The sequence below is a fragment of the Antarctobacter sediminis genome (assembly GCF_019218285.1).
Classification (GTDB): domain Bacteria; phylum Pseudomonadota; class Alphaproteobacteria; order Rhodobacterales; family Rhodobacteraceae; genus Antarctobacter; species Antarctobacter sediminis.
The window spans coordinates 748491-764054 of sequence record NZ_JAHUZG010000001.1 but is presented as its reverse complement, the minus strand read 5'-3'; the positions used below and the strand labels follow the sequence as shown (position 1 = coordinate 764054).

Below are 15564 nucleotides of genomic sequence, written 5' to 3'. Positions count from 1 at the left end.
CCGGGCGATGGGCTAAGCATCCGGCAAAACGCGAAAAGGACACAGGCGAGATGAAGAAAACGCTGCAACGCCCCGCGGGCTGGCCCGCCTCTCTTTCGACGCCGGTGGTCACACCGCTGTCGCCCTCGGTGGTCTATGCATCGGCTACGCCGGATGAACTGGATTCCCAGTACGAAGGGCGCGAAACGGGCTTTACCTACGCCCGCGAAGGCCACCCGAACGCCGAGGTTCTGGCCCAGCGCATCGACGCGCTGGAGGGGGCCAACGGCGGGTTGGTTGTCGGCTCGGGCATGGCGGCGGTCAGCGCGGTTCTTCTGGGCCTGTGCCAGACCGGCGACCACGTGATCGGCGCGGACCAACTGTATGGTCGTTCGTTGCGAATGATGGCCGAGGATCTCCCGCGGCTTGGCATCGACACCTCTCTGGTGGACGCGACCGATGTGACGGCGGTGGCCGCAGCGATCCGCCCTGAAACCAAGGTGTTGCTGATAGAGGTGGTGTCGAACCCGACGATCCGTATCGCCGATCTGGACGCTATTGCCGCGCTCTGCGCCGAGCGGGGCGTCCTGCTGGCGGTGGACAATACCTTTACCACGCCGCTTGGGGTGCGGCCGTTCGAACATGGCGCGGACATTGTGCTGCATTCCGTCACCAAATTGCTGGCCGGGCATTCGGACGCGACGCTGGGCTGGGTTGCGGCGAAAGATCCGGCGCTGACGGAACGGATGCGCATCTTTGCGGTGACAACCGGCATGACCCCAAGCCCCTTTGACTGCTGGCTGGCGGAACGGGGTCTGGCCACCTTCGAGTTGCGCTATCAGCGGGCGCAGGACAATGCGCAGCGGCTTGCAGATTACCTGTCGACCCAGGAAGGCGTGCGCAAGGTCCTGTATCCTACCCGGCCCGACCACCCCGAAGCGTCCCGCGCGCAATCGCTGTTGCAGGGGCGCGGTGGTCACATGGTCAGCTTTGAAATCGAAGGCGGACGGGCGGCGGCCAATGCCTTTGCCGAGGCCGCGCGCGGCGTCGCCTTTGCACCCACGCTGGGGGATGTGGGCACAACCCTATCGCATCCCGCATCCTCGTCGCACCGCGCGCTGACGCCCGATGCTCGCGCCGCGATGGGCGTGTCCGAAGGGTTCTTTCGGGTCTCGGTCGGGCTTGAGGACCCTGAGGCGCTGTTGGCCTGCTTTGGCGACGGTCTTGCCGCGGCACGGGGGCTCTGATGACCGGTTTCGTCGCGGGGTTTGTCGAAGCGGTGCCCATGCCCGCGCTGGTGATCCGCCGCGACGAGCGGATCGAAGCGGCCAATGCGCAGGCGCAGGCCCTGCTGGGCACCGGGATCGGCGGACGGCATTTCTTTACCGCGATCCGGCAACCGCAGGTTCTGGACGCCATCGAGAATTGCCTGCGCGACCGCGCGCCGCGCGCGACAGAGTTCCTTGGCAACGACGGGCGGCAGGACACGACATTTCGGGTGACGGTGCGCCCGATCGACATGCCATCGGGGCAGGGCGTGCTTGTCAGCTTCGAAGACGTGACCCACGCGCATCAGCTGACGCAGATGCGGCGCGACTTCGTGGCCAACGTCAGCCATGAACTCAAGACACCGCTCACGGCCTTGATCGGTTTCATCGAGACCTTGAAAGGGCCGGCCCGCAATGATCCCGCCGGGCAAGAGCGGTTCCTCAATATCATGGAGGCCGAGGCCCACCGGATGAACCGGCTTGTTGGTGATCTGTTGTCGCTTAGCCGGGTTGAGGCCGAAGAGCGGGTTCGCCCGACCGAACGTGTCGAACTGGTGTCTTTGGTCAGGTCCACCCTGCAACGCCTGTGTCCCATGGCCGAGGACGCCGGGGTCACGCTGGACACCGACCTGCCCGAGGACGAGCCGGTGCTGGTGACCGGGGACGAAGACCAGTTGCGGCAGGTCCTGACCAACCTGATCGAAAACGGCATCAAGTACAGCGGCAAGGGCACCCGCGTCACCGTTCGGTTGGGACTGCCCGAATATATCGCCCGTTTGCGGCGACAGGGCGTGACACTGGTGGTCGAAGACAGTGGCCCCGGCATCGACCCGGTGCATCTGCCCCGCCTGACGGAACGGTTTTATCGTGTCGACAACCACCGCTCGCGCGAGATGGGCGGCACCGGGCTTGGGCTTGCCATCGTCAAACATATCGTGAACCGCCACCGTGGCCGGTTGCGGATTGAAAGCGAAAAGGGGCAGGGGACGCGTTTCAGCCTGTTGCTGCCCGAGTCCTGACCGACGCGCCGGGGGCTTGATTTTCGATGCGGCTGTGGCAGCGTTCCCCCGTCAGGCGGAGGACCCCATGGCGCGGAAGGAATGGAACCACACCCCGGCGGATCTGCCGCTACAGGTGAACCCGTTGTTCACTTGGCCGCCACGGCCGGGGGCGGTGCTGGCATGGTATTGGGGCGCGTGGTTCCCGATCTCTGTCAATCTGGCCATCGTCGGTCTGGCGTTTGCGGCCTGGGGCTGGGCCTCGCCCAATTTGGCCGAGGCCGCGACGCCGGGTTCGTGGATCGGCCTGATCCTGCTGCGGAATTTCTGCCTGATCTTCGCTCTGGCGCATGGCTTGCACCTTGTCTTTCATGCGGGCGGCTTGCAGGGCCGCGACCACAAGTATGATCCGCGCCCCTTTCCCCGGCAGGGGCGCATGTTTTCCTTTGGCGACCAGTTGCGGGACAACATGTTCTGGACGCTGGCCTCGGGCGTGCCAATCTGGACGGCTTGGGAGGCGCTGATCTGGTGGGCCATGTCCAATGGCGTGGCGCCGGTGTGGCTCTGGTCGGATGGCGCTGTCTGGTTTGTCGCGATCTTTTTCCTGATCCCGATCTGGGAAAGCTTCTATTTCTACTGGATTCACCGGCTTCTGCATTCCGATTTGCTGTACCGTTTTCACGCGCTGCACCATCGCAATACCGATGTCGGCCCGTGGTCCGGCCTGTCGATGCATCCGCTGGAACATCTGCTGTATTTCGGGACGGCTGCGATTCATTTCATCGTGCCGACCCACCCGGTGCACCTGATCTGTCACCTGATGTTCTACGCGCTTTACGCGGTCACCACACATACCGGTTTTGAAGGGCTGTGGGCGGCGGGGCGCAAGCGGCTGCATCTGGGCAATTTCCACCACCAGATGCACCACCGCTATTTCGAGGTGAACTACGGCACGCTGGAGGTTCCCTGGGACAAGCTGTTTGGCACCTTTCACGACGGAACAGAGGTGGCCAAGGCGCGGATGAAGGCGCGACTGGCGAGTCGCCGGCGGTAGGGGAATCGATTCGAGTGACGCGGATTGCCCTTGCGTCATCTGCGTGTAATCTCTGATACATTCGAATGAATTTTCGGTTTTTCCAGCCCGGGCAAGACTTTGGTCGGATGACCCCGGGGCAGGTTTTGAACCTGAGAATGATGCCTGTAGGTGTATTTTCACGCATAAGTTGAATTTCGCGCACAGGATTGGCGGTGTCATAAAAGCGTTACACGCGTGTCACAAAAGCATTGCGCGCGACCTTTAGCGCTCCGCTCAAGATCATCGTGGGGATGATCGAATCCTAAGTTCAGGGAGCATTCCATGAAATTCGCAAAACTGACCGCCTCCGCTCTGGCGATCGCCGCTGTCTCGGCCACCACTGCCGCAGCACGTGACAACATCCAGGTTGCCGGTTCCTCGACCGTTCTTCCCTACGCCTCGATCGTGGCAGAGCTGTTCGGTGACAACACCGACTTCGCGACCCCGGTTGTGGAATCGGGCGGTTCGTCCGCTGGCCTCAAGCGTTTCTGCCAGGGCGTCGGCACCGAGCACACCGACGTTGCCAACGCGTCGCGCAAAATCCGTGACAAGGAAATCAAGGCCTGCGCCGAAAACGGTGTGACCGACATCATCGAAGTTCGCATCGGTTATGACGGCATCGTGTTCGCTTCGCAGCAGACCGGTCCGGCCTACACTGCTTTCACTCAGGCAGACATCTTCACCGCTCTGGCACCGAAGGTCATGGTTGACGGCGAACTGGTCGACAACCCCTACACCAAGTGGAACGAATTCAACGCCGACCTGCCCGACGCCGAGATCCTGGCGTTCATCCCGGGCACCAAGCACGGCACCCGTGAAGTCTTTGAAGAAAAGGTGATCGCGGTTGGTTGTGAAATGACCGGCGCATTCGACGCGATGATCGCCGCCGGCATGTCGGAAGACGACGCAGAAGACGCCTGCCTCGAAGTCCGCACCGACGGTCGTTCGGTCGACATCGACGGCGACTACACCGAAACCCTCGCTTCGATCGACGCCAACCCCCACGGCATCGGCGTGTTCGGCCTGGCGTTCTACGAGAACAACACCGACAAGCTGAAAGTTGCGACCATGGCCGGCGTTTCCCCGTCGACCGAAACCATCTCGACCGGCGAATACCCGGTGTCGCGCCCGCTGTTCTTCTACGTGAAGAAAGCCCACATCGGCGTGATCCCCGGCCTGAAGGAATACGCATCCTTCTTCGTCGCTGACGAGATCGCAGGCCCGAATGGCCCGCTGTCCAACTACGGCCTGGTTGCCGATCCCGAGCTGGCCAAGACCCAGCAGATGATCGCTGACGAAGTGGTCATGGGCGAAGGCATGTAATTCAACCCCATAGGGTTGATTACGCCTGACGCTTTCGGGGGCGGCATTTTCCGCCGCCCCCGTTTCCGTCTTTATGGATCTTTTCCAGACACACTGACACCGGGGGGCACATGCCTGTATTCTGGCTCATCGTAACCGTGCTCGTGCTGGCCGCCGTGGGATTCATCCTTGGCCGCGCACGCGCATTGAACAGCGCCGGGGGGGACAGACGCGACCTGCATTCGCTGCCCACCTATTACGGTTCGAACGTCGCCCTGAAAGCCGTGGTTCCGGCCATGCTGCTGATGGTCGTCTGGCTGCTGGCGCAGCCGTTTTACATCAACAATGTCATTTCCGGCATGATCCCCGACAGCGAGATCGCCGACGGGTCCAGCCGCGGTCTGGTTCTGGCCGAGGTTCGGCGGACCGCCGACGGTCTGGACAACGCGGTGGCCGCAGGCGTCATGACCGAGGAATTCGCCAGCAATGCGCGGATCGACCTTGCCGACGTGACCACCCGGCTCAAGGATGCCGGTCAGGTCGTGACCAACCAGATCACGCAGACAGTTCTGCGCGCCGCTCAGGAATACCGGTCCATCAGTTCCACCGCGAACCTCTTGATGACGGCGCTGGTCATCTTTGTCGCGGCGGCTGGCGCGCTTTGGGGGCTGAAGGAAACCAACGCTGATTTCCGCGCCCGCAACGTGGTGGAAAAAGGCGTCATGGCGCTGCTGATCGCGGCGGCCTCGATTGCGGTTCTGACCACTGTCGGGATCGTCCTGTCGCTGATCTTCAACACGATCGAGTTCTTCCGGCTGTACCCGGCGGGCGAATTCTTTACCCTCCTGGAATGGGCTCCCAGCTTTTCGGGCCGTGGCGGTTCGTCCAGCCTCGGTGTGATCCCACTGCTTTGGGGGACGTTCTACATCTCCATCGTGGCGCTGATCGTTGCCGTGCCTGTCGGGCTTTTCGCAGCGGTCTATCTGTCCGAATACGCCTCGAAGCCGGTGCGCGCCTTTGCCAAGCCGATGCTCGAAGTCCTCGCCGGTATCCCGACGATCGTCTACGGTCTGTTTGCGCTGCTGACGGTCGGTCCGATGCTGCTGACCGTCTTTGGCCCCGATGGAGCGGACTGGATGGCCGGACAGCGTGCCGTCATCACTGCGGGCATCACGATGGGCATCATGCTGATCCCCTTCGTCAGCTCGCTGTCCGATGACATCATCAACGCGGTTCCGCAGGCGATGCGCGACGGTTCCTACGGGCTGGGCGCAACCAAGTCGGAAACCATCAAGCAGGTGATCCTTCCCGCCGCCCTTCCGGGCATCGTGGGGGCCATCCTGCTGGCCGCCAGCCGCGCGATCGGGGAAACCATGATCGTGGTCCTGGGGGCCGGTGCCGCCGCCCGGCTGAGCCTCAACCCGTTCGAGGCGATGACCACCGTGACCGCCAAGATCGTGTCGCAGCTGACCGGCGACAGCGACTTTGCCTCGCCCGAGGCGCTGGTCGCCTTCGCGCTTGGCATGACCCTCTTCATCATGACGCTGGGGCTGAATGTCTTCGCCCTGTACATCGTGCGCAAATACCGGGAGCAGTACGACTAATGACCGACGCAAGCATGGATACACCCAACCCGCGCCGGAAGACGATGTCGCTGGTTGCCGACGACGCCCGGACCAAAAAACGCAACGCTTCCGAAAAGCGCTTTCAGGCTTACGGGATCGCCGCGATTGCCACGGGGCTGTTCTTTCTCGCCGTTCTGGCCTTTTCAATCGTGCGGTCCGGTCTTCCGGCCTTCACCACAACCGTGGTCGACGTGAAATTCACGATGACCCAAGAACAGGTCGACGAAGCCGAAGGCCAGTTGTTCAAGACCAAGGCCTATCAGACCTTCTTTAACACCGCGCTTCAGGAGAAGCTGGTCGATGAAGGTATCCAGGTTGCCTTTGACGAGGCCGCCATTGAGCGGATCATGGGCAAGACCGGCGGCACGATCCGCGAATACTATGCCGCCAATCCCGACAAGATCGGCGAGCCCGTGGATTTCAAACTGAACGCCTCGTCGCGGGTGGACGGCTATTTCAAGGGCCGCGTCAAACGCGAGACCGTTCAGGACAGCCGGTTCCTGATGCTTACGGACCTCGATCTGGTGGATGCGCTGGCCGATGCGGGCATCATCCATACGACCTTTGACTGGGGGTTCATCACCGGGGCGGACTCGGGCGTGGACAACCCCGGCGGTGCCGGGATCGGTGCCTCGGTCGTGGGCTCGTTCTTCATGATGCTGGTGGTGCTGTTCCTGTCGCTGCCCATCGGTGTGGCCGCCTCGATCTATCTCGAGGAATTTGCCCCGCAAAATCGCTGGACCGACATGATCGAGGTGAACATCTCGAACCTTGCGGCCGTGCCATCGATCGTCTTCGGTATCCTTGGTCTGGCCGTGTTCATCCAGTTCATGCACCTGCCGCAATCGGCGCCGCTTGTCGGTGGTCTTGTGCTGACACTGATGACCCTGCCGACGATCATCATCTCGACCCGCGCCTCGCTCAAGGCGGTCCCGCCGTCGATCCGCGACGCGGCGCTGGGTGTGGGGGCCTCCAAGATGCAGGCCGTGTTCCACCACGTTCTGCCGCTGGCCATGCCGGGCATCCTGACCGGCACCATCATCGGTCTGGCTCAGGCGCTGGGGGAAACCGCTCCGCTGTTGCTGATCGGTATGGTCGGTTTTGTGGCGCGCGGCTATCCGGACGGGTTCATCGGCGGGTTCGTCGATCCGAACTCGGCCATGCCGGCGCAGATCTACACCTGGGCCGCACGCGCCGACCAGGCGTTTTATGAAAAGGCCTGGGGTGGCATCATCATCCTGCTGATCTTCCTGCTGACCATGAACATCATCGCCATCATTCTGCGCCGCCGCTTTGAGCGCCGCTGGTAAGAGCCGGATTGCGGATCTAGGAGTTATGAATATGTACGACGCACCGCACACGGAGAGAGACGTGACGCAGAACGACATCAAGATCGCCGCACGCAAGGTGCAGGTCTATTACGGGTCCACGCACGCCATCAAGGACGTGGACTGCGAGATCGAAGACAAGACCGTGACCGCCTTCATCGGCCCTTCGGGCTGTGGGAAATCCACCTTCCTGCGCTGTCTGAACCGCATGAACGACACCATCGACATCTGCCGCGTCGAAGGTGACATCCGCATCGACGGAGAGGACATCTACGACAAGCGTGTCGACCCCGTGCAGCTGCGCGCCAAGGTCGGCATGGTCTTTCAAAAGCCGAACCCCTTCCCGAAGTCGATCTATGACAACATTGCCTATGGTCCGCGGATCCACGGGCTGGCCAAAAGCAAGGCGGACCTTGACGTGATCGTCGAGAAATCGCTGCGCCGTGGCGCCATCTGGGACGAGGTCAAAGACCGTCTGGACGCGCCGGGCACCGGGCTTTCGGGCGGTCAGCAGCAGCGTCTGTGCATCGCGCGCGCCGTTGCCACCGAACCCGAAGTCCTGTTGATGGACGAACCCTGTTCGGCGCTGGACCCGATCGCGACCAGCCAGGTCGAGGAATTGATCGACGAGCTGCGGCAGGAATATTCGGTTGTCATCGTGACGCACTCGATGCAGCAGGCCGCGCGTGTCAGCCAGAAAACCGCGTTCTTCCACCTTGGCAACCTCGTGGAGTACGGCGACACGGGCAAGATCTTTACCAACCCGGTCGACAGCCGGACCGAGAGCTACATCACGGGGCGGATTGGATGATGTCAGATCTGAACAAACACATCGTGACCTCCTATGATCGCGACCTGGAAGGCATTCAGGCGCAGATCATGAAAATGGGTGGTCTGGTCGAAGCGGCGATCATGGAGGCGGCCAAGTCTCTGGAAACCCGCGACGTCGATCTGGCCATGAAGGTGCAGAAGGGCGACGCCGCCATCGACGCGCTCGAAGAGGACCTGAACGAAGAGGCCGCTCGCGTGATCGCTCTGCGGGCACCCACGGCGACCGACCTGCGCATCGTGCTGTCGGTCATGCGCATGTCGGCGAACCTTGAACGGATCGGTGACCTGTCCAAGAACATGGCCAAGCGGACCAGCGTTCTGGTGCAGATGCAGCCCATCGGCGGCACCGCACCTTCGCTGCGCCGGATGGCGCGTGAGGTCGAGCTGATGCTGAAGGACGCGCTGGATGCCTATATCCAGCGGGATGCGGCCTTGGCCGAGGACGTGATCGAACGGGATCGCGACGTCGACCAGATGTACAACACGCTGTTCCGCGAATTCCTGACCTTCATGCTGGAAGATCCGCGCAACATCACGGCCTGCATGCACCTGCATTTCATCGCCAAGAACATCGAGCGTATGGGCGACCATGTGACCTCGATCTGCGAGCAGGTGATCTTTCTCGCGACGGGCGAAAAGCCGGAGGATCTGCGCGTCAAGGAAGACCGCACGTCGATCGACCCGGCGCTTTCGCCCGATCTGCCGAAAGAAATCGCGGAAAACGAGGACTGAGACCATGCCAGCAGATCAGCCAACGGTTCTGGTGGTCGAGGACGAAGCGGCACAGCGCGAAGTCCTGACCTACAACCTCGAAGCCGAAGGGTTCCGCGTGACGCGGGCCGAAAACGGTGAAGAGGCGCTTGTCCTCATCGAGGAGGAAAGCCCGGACATCATCGTTCTGGACTGGATGCTGCCCAATGTCTCGGGGATCGAGGTCTGCCGCCAGATCAAGACCCGGTCGGATACGCGCAACGTGCCGATCATCATGCTTTCTGCCCGGTCCGAAGAAGTGGACCGGGTGCGTGGGCTGGAAACCGGAGCGGATGACTATGTGGTCAAACCCTATTCGGTGATTGAACTGATGGCACGGGTGCGGGCGCAGTTGCGTCGTGCCCGTCCCGCGGCGGCGGGGCTGCGGCTGGAGTACGAGGACATCGTGCTGGACAGCGAAACCCATCGTGTCACCCGCGACGGCCAGGCGCTGAAGCTGGGTCCGACCGAGTTCCGCCTGCTGACGACCTTCATGGAAAAGCCGGGACGGGTCTGGTCGCGTGAGCAATTGCTCGACCGGGTCTGGGGCCGTGACATCTATGTCGATACGCGTACGGTCGATGTGCATATCGGCCGTCTGCGCAAGGCTCTGTGCCAGCATGGCGGCGGCGATCCGCTGCGCACCGTGCGCGGCGCAGGCTATGCGTTGGGCTGACCCTTTCGGGATCACAGCATCAAAGGATGAGTGCCGGCGGTCCCTTGCAGGGGCCGCCGGTTTTCGTTTTCGGGCGGTTTCGGGGGCGGCTCGGCGGGATTGATGCTTGATCTTGTTTCGGGCTGCGTCATCTTGGCGTGTAACGATAGAAAACCGACAGGGTCTGCCATGTTCCGATTTTTTGCCGCGCTTCTGGCGCTTGTGGTATCCGTTTCAACCGCTCAGGCCCATGAGGTCAGGCCCGCCATCGGGGATCTGACCACCAAGGACGGTGCCGTATCGCTGGTCTTGCGACTTAGTATGGAGCCGGTTCTGGCCGGGATCGATCTGGAGGGGCTGGACGATACCAACGAGGCCGACGGCGCGGATCGTGTCGACAGCCTGCGCGCCTTGTCCCCCGAGGCGCTGCAAGCCGAGATCCAGTCCGGCCTTGCCGGGGTCCTGTCCAGCCTTGGCATCGCGGCGGACGGGCAGGGGGTCTCTCTGACGGTGACCGAGGTTCAGGTTGATGATGTCCCGGACGAAAGCCTGCCGCGCGAGTCGCGCCTGTTCCTTACCGGTCCGCTGCCGGCCGGGGCAGAGGCGCTGACGGTCAGCTGGCCGTCGGAATACGGCACTCTGATCCTGCGCCAGACAGATGTCGAGGACGGGTTCACCGGGTATCTGACCGGCGGCACCTCGGACCCGATCGCAATCGCGGGTGGCAATGCCATGTCGGGGTTCGGTGCCTTTGCCTATTACATTCCGGTCGGGTTCGAACACATCCTGCCCATGGGGCTGGACCACATTCTGTTTGTGCTGGGTCTGTTCTTTCTGTCGACTCGGCTTGGGCCGCTGCTGTGGCAGATCTCGGCCTTTACGCTGGCGCATACGGTCACACTGGCGTTGGGCGCGCTGGGGTATGTCAACATTCCCGGCAGCATCGTCGAGCCGATCATCGCGGCTTCCATCGTCTATGTCGCGGTGGAAAACATCGTTTCGGACGGTCTGCACAAGTGGCGGCCGGTGGTGATTTTCGTCTTTGGCCTGTTGCACGGGTTGGGCTTTGCCTCGGTTCTGGGTGAGTTCGGTCTTCCTGCGGGGCAGTTCATCCCGGCGCTGATCGGTTTCAACGTCGGGGTGGAGCTTGGCCAGCTGACGGTGATCGCGATTGCCTTCCTGTTGGTCTATCTCGCGCAGCGCGTGGACAGCGGGCGCACCGATCTGCGCACCGGGCAAGTCGTCTATGGGGTGCTGGCACTGGGCTTTGTGGCCGCGGGGTATCTGTTGAACGGTCCCGGTTTCACCGAAGCCATGGGCGCGGGGGCTCCTGTGTTCCTCTGGCCCTTGGCCGGGTTGAGCATTCTCTGCCTGTTGTCGGCGAGCTTTGTCGATGACGTGCGCGCCTATCGCCACTTCGTTGCCGTGCCGGCGTCGCTGGCGATTGCCTGTGTCGGAGCCTATTGGTTCGTGGAACGGGTGTTCCTGTAAGGGCAGGGCGGGTTTTCCCGCCTTTTGCGACAGATCGGGGCGGTGGATTATGTTATGATAGCCCACCGCTTTGAAAGGCCCCGATCATGACCAGCCTTATGCCGACCCGCCGCCACAGCCTGTTTGTCCTCCTTGGGTTTGCATGTGCGCCCGGTGCGGCGTTGGCGCGCATCGGCAATGAAAACAGGTCCAGCGTGCGCCTGCGCTATTCACAAGTGGAATTCGGCACATTGGAACGGGACGCCCTGATGGACATGTGGGGCAAACGCCGCCGGTGGAAATTTCAGGTCACCGGGTTTGGCGCGGCGATGACGCAATGGCTGATCTACATGGCCCTGTCAGATCGTCTGCGGCTGAAACGTCTGATGGCGGACATGCGCAAACTGACCAAGCGCGAGGACCGCGAAGCGCGCCTTTTGCAGGAAACCAAAGACATCGAGAAAGAGATCGCCCGGATCAATGCGCAGGCCGAAAAGCTGGCCAAAGAACTGGGGGACCGCGCACCCGACAGTTTGCAGCTGACCGAAATGGGGGCCCGCATGGCCGAGCTTGGAGAATTCCTGCGCGGGGTGAAAACGTGGTTGAGCGTAGCAGATGAAGGGCAGAAAAAGCCCGAAAAGGTTCAACCCTGACCCACGGGCGGACCGTGCCGCCACTTTCCTGCCAGATCCGGGCTTGCGCCCTTGGGAAAACCCCGCTAAAGGCACCGCCATGAACCCCGCAGGCGGGGGCGGGCCTATTGGACAGACATCCCCAAGGGTCCACCGGTTGAGGCAAGCGCCTTGATCCCCCGCCGAGGCATGAAACCGGAAAGGATAGAAGGCATGGCTCTTCCCGAGTTCACCATGCGTCAGCTGCTGGAAGCTGGCGTTCACTTTGGCCACCAGACGCAGCGCTGGAACCCCCGCATGGGCGAGTTCATCTACGGTGCGCGCAACGGCATCCACATCATGGACCTGACGCAGACCGTCCCGATGCTGGACGCGGCGCTGAACGCGATCCGTGACTGCGTTGCCAAGGGCGGCCGCGTGCTGTTCGTCGGCACCAAGCGTCAGGCGGCTCAGCCGATCGCCGAAGCTGCCGAGAAATGCGCGCAGTACTACATGAACCACCGTTGGCTGGGCGGCACTCTGACCAACTGGCAGACCGTGTCCCAGTCGATCAACCGCCTGCGCGAAATCGACGAAAAGATGGAAGGCGGCGCCGAAGGTCTGACCAAGAAAGAGCGCCTGAACATGGAACGCGACCAGACGAAGCTGCAAGCTTCGCTGGGTGGTATCCGTGAAATGGGCGGTGTGCCGGACATGCTGTTCGTCATCGACGTCAAGAAAGAAGCGCTGGCCGTGGCCGAAGCCAACAAGCTGGGCATCCCGGTTGTGGCGATCGTCGACACCAACTGCTCGCCCGATGGCGTTGACTACATCATCCCCGGCAACGACGACGCGGCACGCGCCATCGCGCTGTATTGCGACCTCGTCAGCCGCGCAGCTCTGGACGGTATGACCGGCCAGATGGAAGCCGCAGGCGTCGACCTGGGCGCGCTCGAAGACGCTCCGGCCGAAGAATTGCTGGCCGAAGCTGGCGAAGGTGCCGAGGGCTGACACAGGCCCCTGGGCGACTGTCGCAAAAGCGACATGTGCCCGTGACATAGGGTGGCCGAAGCCCGGGGATCGTCCCCGGCGCGGGGCCACCCGACCTCCTGTAAAGAATCGATGAGGAGAGCCAAACCATGGCGATCACTGCAAAACAGGTGAAAGAACTGCGCGAGATGACCGGCGCAGGCATGATGGATGCCAAGAAGGCGCTGGTCGAGACCGACGGCGACATGGAAGGCGCAATCGACTGGCTGCGCACCAAGGGTCTGGCCAAGGCGGCCAAGAAATCCGGCCGTACCGCGGCAGAGGGCCTGGTGGCCGTCAAGGTCGACGGTGGCAAAGGCGTTGCCGTCGAGGTGAACTCGGAAACCGACTTTGTTGCCAAGAACGCCGAGTTCCAGGCCATGGTGTCCGGCATTGCCAATGTCGCCCTGACCGTGTCCGACGTCGAAGCGCTGGCCAATGCCGACATGGGCGGCAAGCCCGTTTCGGAAGCCATCACCGACAAGATCGCCACCATTGGCGAGAACATGTCGCTGCGCCGCATGGCGTCGGTCGAAGGTGACGTCGTTGCGGCCTATGTGCACAACGCGGCTGCCGACGGCCTTGGCCAGATCGGTGTTCTGGTGGCGCTCAAGGGCGGCAACGAAGAGTTCGGCAAGCAGGTCGGCATGCACATCGCCGCGATGAGCCCCGCCGCACTGAACGAAGCCGAGCTGGATCCGGCCATCGTCGAGAAAGAACGTCAGGTTCAAATCGACATCGCCAAGGAATCCGGCAAGCCCGACGCCGTCATCGAAAAGATGATCGTTGGCCGCATGAAGAAGTTCCTCGCCGAAGTGACCCTGCTGGGCCAGCAGTTCGCGCTGGACACCGACAAGACCGTCGAGCAGGCCGCCAAGGACGCAGGCGCCGAGATCGTGGGCTTTGTCCGTATGCAGGTCGGTGAAGGCATCGAGAAGAAAGAAGAAGATTTCGCCGCCGAAGTGGCGAAGGCCGCTCAGGGCTGATCTTTCGGATTGTGGGGCAGGGCGCGCGCCTTGCCCCTGACGCTATTAAAGGCGCCGGACATGGGTTCGGCGCCTTTTCTTTTTCCGCCGGGCAAATGCTGCGTGCGATTGTGTCAGACTTGGGGGATCGTGGATTCGGGGCCCCCGGTGAGACATTGGGGATGAGATCCAGGGACCCCGAAAGGATGCTGGCCGGCAGCAGCGGTAATTGCCACCACCGAACCAGCGAAGAACCGCAGGGCCCGGAAATACGCGGGTTGCAGCCCCTTCGTTCCATGGCCAAAGCCACCACTCACGGAACGCTTGAACAATCGCAATTTACCCTCGGTAAAGGAAGTACGGATTTCCTGACCAAAGGGTAAAACAGCGAAATTCACGCTGAAATCACGCAAGCATTGGCCGTTAACCCATTGTTCCCTTAAGATTAACTTGGGTCGTAACTTTATTGCGCCTCAAGGATGTACATCTGGTTGTGAAACGCGGCTTTTGCCACGGCTTGCGCCGTTGTTTCAACATTCAGGGTCTCGCGCGCAAGCCGCAGGTGCTTTTCGATGGTGGCCTGCGTCAGCCCCATGATCTGGGCAATGTCCTGCATCGTCTTGCCGTCACCGACCCATTCCAAGGCTTCGCGCTGGCGCGGCGTCAGATTCTGACCAGCCAGCGGCAAGGGCAGGGTGAGGATCTTGAGATGCACGAGGTTGTTCATCAGAACGATGTCCTGCCCGTGTTCCGCCCAGACGGCGTCGGCTTCGTCCTGGTTCATCTCAGGTCGCGTGGTCAGCGAAATCGCGCCCTTGGCCCTGTGCGAAACCGACTTAAAGCTGATCGTATACCCGGCGTGCACCTTGTGTTGCAGGTTGAAGGCAACGACTTTTGCCGCCTTGTCATCCAGCGTGCCCTTGGTGATCTGTTCGGCCAAGGCGCGCCAGCTACAATGGCCTTCGTTCTCCAGCGCCCAGCGAACCATGGGCGCGTGGCGGTACAGGCCATCCTCGACAAAGCCCTTGCGATAGGCTGGCGTGTGGTTGGTCAGCACGATCAGATCGTTCGGGTCGCCAAAACTGTTGGCGGTCAGGAACCGCGTGAACCCATATATGAGCCGGTCAAAGCCATAAGAGTCCATCCGTGCGCAATGGGTTTCCCATAGCGGTTCGATCTCTTCGGCATTGGTCACTTCGATCAGGTAGTCTCTCAGTTCGGGTGTCATGACCGGGTCTCCAGATGGCCCAGAAGGGCGTCGATAGCCAATTTATACCCGTTTGCGCCGAAACCCGCTATGACGCCGATGGCGGCGGGGGCAATGTAGGACCGGTGGCGAAACTCTTCGCGGGCATGAACATTGGACAGATGCAGTTCGACGGTTGGCATTTCGGTGCCCTTGATGGCATCCATCAGCGCAATCGAAGTGTGGGTATATGCGCCGGCATTGAGGATGATGCCGTCGTGCACGCCGCGCGCCTCATGGATGAAGGTCACCAGCGCGCCTTCGTGATTGGATTGCGCACAGGTGACGGCAACGCCGCGCGCCTTGCCATGTGCGACACACATCTCCTCGACATCAGCCAGTGTCGTGTGGCCATAGATCTCGGGCTGACGGGTGCCCAAAAGGTTGAGATTGGGACCGTTTAGAACGAGGATCGAGGTCATGCGTGTCTCC

Annotated in this window: 15 protein-coding genes; 13 read left to right on the top strand and 2 right to left on the bottom strand. The window is 61.9% G+C overall.

What is annotated here, in order from left to right; genetic code table 11:
* Positions 1-50: 50 nt before the first annotated feature.
* The 13 genes from KJP30_RS03630 (at position 51) to tsf (ending at position 13907) form a co-directional block, all read left to right on the top strand.
* Positions 51-1226 carry a trans-sulfuration enzyme family protein gene (locus tag KJP30_RS03630; protein ID WP_218447635.1) on the top strand — a complete coding sequence of 392 codons (1176 nt, stop codon included), beginning with the start codon at positions 51-53 and terminating at the stop codon, positions 1224-1226.
* The gene (locus KJP30_RS03625; protein ID WP_218447634.1) at positions 1226-2266 is read left to right on the top strand and encodes a sensor histidine kinase; all 1041 of its coding nucleotides are present in this window, start codon (positions 1226-1228) and stop codon (positions 2264-2266) included. Before KJP30_RS03630 ends, KJP30_RS03625 begins: the two co-directional genes overlap by 1 nt.
* 67 nt (positions 2267-2333) lie before the next feature.
* The gene (locus KJP30_RS03620) at positions 2334-3299 is read left to right on the top strand and encodes a sterol desaturase family protein (protein WP_218447633.1); all 966 of its coding nucleotides are present in this window, start codon (positions 2334-2336) and stop codon (positions 3297-3299) included.
* 303 nt (positions 3300-3602) lie between these two features.
* The gene (locus KJP30_RS03615) at positions 3603-4643 is read left to right on the top strand and encodes a substrate-binding domain-containing protein (RefSeq protein ID WP_218447632.1); all 1041 of its coding nucleotides are present in this window, start codon (positions 3603-3605) and stop codon (positions 4641-4643) included.
* Positions 4644-4753: 110 nt separating this feature from the next.
* On the top strand, positions 4754-6226 hold the full coding sequence (gene pstC / locus KJP30_RS03610) for a phosphate ABC transporter permease subunit PstC (RefSeq protein ID WP_218447631.1): 1473 nt from the start codon (positions 4754-4756) through the stop codon (positions 6224-6226).
* The gene (gene pstA, locus KJP30_RS03605; RefSeq protein WP_218447630.1) at positions 6226-7557 is read left to right on the top strand and encodes a phosphate ABC transporter permease PstA; all 1332 of its coding nucleotides are present in this window, start codon (positions 6226-6228) and stop codon (positions 7555-7557) included. Before pstC ends, pstA begins: the two co-directional genes overlap by 1 nt.
* 31 nt (positions 7558-7588) lie before the next feature.
* Positions 7589-8386 (top strand): phosphate ABC transporter ATP-binding protein PstB, encoded by a 798-nt coding sequence (gene pstB, locus KJP30_RS03600; protein WP_218447629.1) that lies wholly within the window; start codon positions 7589-7591, stop codon positions 8384-8386.
* Entirely contained in the window at positions 8386-9138 is a 753-nt protein-coding gene (gene phoU, locus KJP30_RS03595; RefSeq protein ID WP_218447628.1) for a phosphate signaling complex protein PhoU, read from the top strand. Before pstB ends, phoU begins: the two co-directional genes overlap by 1 nt.
* Positions 9139-9142: 4 nt before the next feature.
* Positions 9143-9832, top strand: a complete 690-nt coding sequence (gene phoB / locus KJP30_RS03590; protein WP_218447627.1) for a phosphate regulon transcriptional regulator PhoB — start codon at positions 9143-9145, stop codon at positions 9830-9832.
* Between the two features lie 168 nt (positions 9833-10000).
* Positions 10001-11302 carry a HupE/UreJ family protein gene (locus KJP30_RS03585; RefSeq protein ID WP_246594337.1) on the top strand — a complete coding sequence of 434 codons (1302 nt, stop codon included), beginning with the start codon at positions 10001-10003 and terminating at the stop codon, positions 11300-11302.
* Between the two features lie 86 nt (positions 11303-11388).
* Entirely contained in the window at positions 11389-11934 is a 546-nt protein-coding gene (locus tag KJP30_RS03580; RefSeq protein ID WP_218447625.1) for a hypothetical protein, read from the top strand.
* Between the two features lie 192 nt (positions 11935-12126).
* Positions 12127-12903 (top strand): 30S ribosomal protein S2, encoded by a 777-nt coding sequence (rpsB, locus tag KJP30_RS03575; RefSeq protein ID WP_218447624.1) that lies wholly within the window; start codon positions 12127-12129, stop codon positions 12901-12903.
* 128 nt (positions 12904-13031) lie between these two features.
* Positions 13032-13907 carry a translation elongation factor Ts gene (tsf, locus tag KJP30_RS03570; RefSeq protein WP_218447623.1) on the top strand — a complete coding sequence of 292 codons (876 nt, stop codon included), beginning with the start codon at positions 13032-13034 and terminating at the stop codon, positions 13905-13907.
* Positions 13908-14349: 442 nt separating this feature from the next.
* On the opposite strand, the gene KJP30_RS03565 is transcribed toward tsf, so the two are convergent.
* Positions 14350-15114 carry a helix-turn-helix transcriptional regulator gene (locus KJP30_RS03565; protein WP_218447622.1) on the bottom strand — a complete coding sequence of 255 codons (765 nt, stop codon included), beginning with the start codon at positions 15112-15114 and terminating at the stop codon, positions 14350-14352.
* Positions 15111-15554 (bottom strand): type II 3-dehydroquinate dehydratase, encoded by a 444-nt coding sequence (aroQ, locus tag KJP30_RS03560; protein WP_218447621.1) that lies wholly within the window; start codon positions 15552-15554, stop codon positions 15111-15113. Before aroQ ends, KJP30_RS03565 begins: the two co-directional genes overlap by 4 nt.
* Between the last annotated feature and the right edge of the window lie 10 nt (positions 15555-15564).

Excerpts from the sequence above, each read along its gene's own strand:
- KJP30_RS03630 (WP_218447635.1), top strand. The coding sequence starts at position 51 with ATGAAGAAAACGCTGCAACGCCCCGCGGGCTGGCCCGCCTCTCTTTCG.
- KJP30_RS03625 (WP_218447634.1), top strand. The coding sequence starts at position 1,226 with ATGACCGGTTTCGTCGCGGGGTTTGTCGAAGCGGTGCCCATGCCCGCG.
- KJP30_RS03620 (WP_218447633.1), top strand. The coding sequence starts at position 2,334 with ATGGCGCGGAAGGAATGGAACCACACCCCGGCGGATCTGCCGCTACAG.
- KJP30_RS03615 (WP_218447632.1), top strand. The coding sequence starts at position 3,603 with ATGAAATTCGCAAAACTGACCGCCTCCGCTCTGGCGATCGCCGCTGTC.
- pstC (WP_218447631.1), top strand. The coding sequence starts at position 4,754 with ATGCCTGTATTCTGGCTCATCGTAACCGTGCTCGTGCTGGCCGCCGTG.
- pstA (WP_218447630.1), top strand. The coding sequence starts at position 6,226 with ATGACCGACGCAAGCATGGATACACCCAACCCGCGCCGGAAGACGATG.
- pstB (WP_218447629.1), top strand. The coding sequence starts at position 7,589 with ATGTACGACGCACCGCACACGGAGAGAGACGTGACGCAGAACGACATC.
- phoU (WP_218447628.1), top strand. The coding sequence starts at position 8,386 with ATGTCAGATCTGAACAAACACATCGTGACCTCCTATGATCGCGACCTG.
- phoB (WP_218447627.1), top strand. The coding sequence starts at position 9,143 with ATGCCAGCAGATCAGCCAACGGTTCTGGTGGTCGAGGACGAAGCGGCA.
- KJP30_RS03585 (WP_246594337.1), top strand. The coding sequence starts at position 10,001 with ATGTTCCGATTTTTTGCCGCGCTTCTGGCGCTTGTGGTATCCGTTTCA.
- KJP30_RS03580 (WP_218447625.1), top strand. The coding sequence starts at position 11,389 with ATGACCAGCCTTATGCCGACCCGCCGCCACAGCCTGTTTGTCCTCCTT.
- rpsB (WP_218447624.1), top strand. The coding sequence starts at position 12,127 with ATGGCTCTTCCCGAGTTCACCATGCGTCAGCTGCTGGAAGCTGGCGTT.
- tsf (WP_218447623.1), top strand. The coding sequence starts at position 13,032 with ATGGCGATCACTGCAAAACAGGTGAAAGAACTGCGCGAGATGACCGGC.
- KJP30_RS03565 (WP_218447622.1), bottom strand. The coding sequence starts at position 15,114 with ATGACACCCGAACTGAGAGACTACCTGATCGAAGTGACCAATGCCGAA.
- aroQ (WP_218447621.1), bottom strand. The coding sequence starts at position 15,554 with ATGACCTCGATCCTCGTTCTAAACGGTCCCAATCTCAACCTTTTGGGC.